This is a genomic window from Pseudomonas sp. P5_A2_2 (genome assembly GCF_054177685.1).
The window spans coordinates 1-2910 of the sequence record NZ_JBGCUL010000584.1 but is presented as its reverse complement, the minus strand read 5'-3'; the positions used below and the strand labels follow the sequence as shown (position 1 = coordinate 2910).

The 2910-nt window shown below is 59.5% G+C and carries 2 protein-coding genes and 2 pseudogenes; 3 read left to right on the top strand and 1 reads right to left on the bottom strand.

All coding sequences use genetic code 11. From position 1 onward, the window contains the following. The 3 genes and pseudogenes from ACXRVY_RS22655 to ACXRVY_RS22645 all read left to right on the top strand — a co-directional run. Positions 1-98, top strand: a pseudogene (locus ACXRVY_RS22655) (ABC transporter substrate-binding protein); the annotation flags it as partial. Between the two features lie 64 nt (positions 99-162). Continuing rightward, positions 163-1710 (top strand): amino acid ABC transporter permease/ATP-binding protein, encoded by a 1548-nt coding sequence (locus ACXRVY_RS22650; RefSeq protein ID WP_458238291.1) that lies wholly within the window; start codon positions 163-165, stop codon positions 1708-1710. Between the two features lie 46 nt (positions 1711-1756). Beyond that, on the top strand, positions 1757-2545 hold the full coding sequence (locus ACXRVY_RS22645; protein ID WP_223462430.1) for an SDR family oxidoreductase: 789 nt from the start codon (positions 1757-1759) through the stop codon (positions 2543-2545). A 74-nt stretch (positions 2546-2619) separates the two neighbouring features. On the opposite strand, the pseudogene ACXRVY_RS22640 reads toward ACXRVY_RS22645, so the two are convergent. Continuing rightward, positions 2620-2910: pseudogene (locus ACXRVY_RS22640) on the bottom strand (class I SAM-dependent methyltransferase); the annotation flags it as partial.

Below are 2910 nucleotides of genomic sequence, written 5' to 3'. Positions count from 1 at the left end.
TCCTGGCCATGCAAAAAGCCTTCGAGGCGAGCAAAAAGAGCGGTGAATACGCCGCGATCCTCAAGAAATATGGTTTGGAAGAACCGACTGCCAACTAAGAACCTGCCCTTGTAGTCTGGTCATCTGCCTCCCCTGCACCGGGGCGGCAGATCGAGGTGCCCCATGCAATTCGACTGGTCGTATTTCTTCTCCCTGTTCTCCCTGCCGGACTTCTGGAAGGCCTGCGTCACGGTGGTCCAGCTCAGTGCCCTGGCCTGGTTCATCGGCATGCTGCTGGGTTTTGTCCTGGCTACGGCCAAGCTGTCCCAATCGCCCTTGCTGCGCATTCCCGCAGCGGTCTACATCTGGTTCTTCCGCAGCATCCCGTTGCTGGTGCTGGTGGTGTTCGTCTACAACCTGCCGCAATTGTTTCCCGGTAGCGGACCGATTCTGTCCAACCCCTTCTACGCAGGCCTGCTGGCCCTGGTGGTCACCGAAGCTGCGTACATGGCGGAAATCCATCGTGGCGGCCTGATCTCCGTGGCCAAGGGCCAGAAAGAAGCCGGGCGCGCGCTGGGTGTCGGCCTGTTCGGCATGCAACGCCTGATCGTGATCCCCCAGGCTTTCCGTATTTCGCTGCCGACCCTGATCAATGAATACATCAYGGTGGTCAAGCTGACCTCACTGGTCTCGGTCATCTCCCTGACCGAAATCCTCACGGTCGGCCAACGCCTCTATGCCACCAACTTCCTGGTCATGGAAACCCTGGCGGCGGTAGGCGTCTACTACGTGTTGATCGTCACCGTGTTCGGCTATTTCCTGCAGCGCCTGGAGCGCTACCTGGACCTGAACTTCCGCAAGCCGCACACGCTGGACGAGGCCACCATCGCCAGGTTCAAGGCCAGTGCCGAAGCGTTGCCCGACACTGCGCGCAAGGCAGCGGGCAACAACGCGGCGCCCATCCTGCAACTGAAGAACATCCAGAAGAGCTATGGCACGCACAAGGTGCTGCTGGGTATCGACCTGAATGTCGAATGCGGCCAGGTGGTCTCGATCATCGGGCCATCCGGCTCCGGCAAGACGTCGCTGATCCGCACGGTCAACGGCCTGGAAACCATAGATACCGGCGACATTCTGTTGTTCGGCGAAAAATTCATCGAGGCTTCGGACAAACCCAACGGCTCCCGCCTGCGCAAAGGCGTGCGGCACATCGGCATGGTGTTCCAGAACTTCAACCTGTTCCCGCACCGCACCATTCTCGACAACGTCACACTGGCACCGCGTTACCACGGCCAGCCGGGCGAGCTGAGTGAACATCGTGCCTATGCGCTACTGGACAAGGTCGGCCTGCTGGCCCATGCCCACAAGTACCCGCACCAGCTCTCCGGTGGGCAACAGCAGCGCGTGGCGATCGCCCGGGCCCTGGCGATGGAGCCGCAGATCATGCTGTTCGACGAGCCGACCTCGGCCCTCGACCCGGAACTGGTCAACGACGTGCTGAACGTGATCCGCGACCTGGCGAAAGAAGGCATGACCATGCTGATCGTGACCCACGAAATGGACTTTGCCATGTCGATATCCGACCGGGTCGTGTTCATGGAGAACGGTAATATCCAACTGGAYGCCGCACCTGAAACCATACGATGCGATGCCAAAGGAGAACGAGTGCGGCGCTTCATGGGAATCAGTGCCCGATCGCCAAGCCTGTCTGCAACGCTGGATCATGCATGAACAGGCAATCACATTCTTTGAGCTTCCTTCTTTCAGGTAAACCCGCATGAATCTTGGAATAGCAGGACGCTGGGCGCTGGTATGCGCCGCCAGCAAAGGTCTGGGCAAAGCCTGTGCACAGGCACTCGTCCAGGAAGGCGTGAACGTGGTGATCACCGCACGCGGCGAACAGACGCTGAATGAAACAGCCCTTCAACTCAGAGCGATAAATCCTCAAGTGACCGTCATCGCCGTAGCCGGAGACATTTCGACGCCCGAGGGCCGGGCGGCAGCGCTAATGGCCCATGAGCGTTTCGATATCCTGATCAACAATGCTGGAGGCCCTCCCCCCGGGGATTTCCGCGAATGGAATCGCGATGCCTGGCTCAAGGCGCTGGATGCCAACATGCTGACCCCTATCGAGCTGATCAAGGCAACGGTAGACGGTATGGCGGCACGCGGATTTGGCCGGATCATCAACATCACGTCGAGTGCCGTGAAGTCCCCTATCGATAGCCTGGGTCTGTCCAATGGTGCGCGCAGTGGTCTGACGGGGTTTATCGCAGGACTTGCCCGGCAGGAAAACATTGCCAGCCGTAATGTGACGATCAACAACCTGCAACCGGGCTCATTCGACACCGATCGACTGCGTGACAACCTGGTCGCTGCTGCTGAAGAGTCTGGGCAAGACAGTGAGGCATTCCTTGACCAATGCCGTAGTGAAATTCCTGCCAGACGCTTCGGCTCAGCCGAGGAGTTCGGTGCCCTTTGTGCCTTCGTTTGCAGCAGCCATGCGGGCTACCTGACCGGGCAGAACCTGTTGATCGATGGCGGGGCCGTTCGCTCCAGCCAGTAATGGGCAAGGGCTATGCGGGTGTACCCGGGCAATCAGGCTTGAGTTCGCGGCCTCGCCCGGGCGAGCATTGCTAATCAGGGTTTACGCGCAATGATCACCTGACTTTTCGCCACCACGGCATCCAGCGCCTGCTTGATCTGTGCACCCCGTGGCGAGGCCAGGATCGCCTGCCAGGTTTGCGCCCAGTGGTTGAGCAACGGATGGTCCGGGCTGCTGAAGTCGACCTTGGCTTCCCAGAACAACAGCATCCACATCGACCAGTAGAATCCGTACTGGCTGTGGCTGATCACTTCCAGGCCGGCATCGCTGACCATGGCCTTGAACTGCTCTTCGCTGACGATGCGAATGTGTTTGGGCTTCTGGAA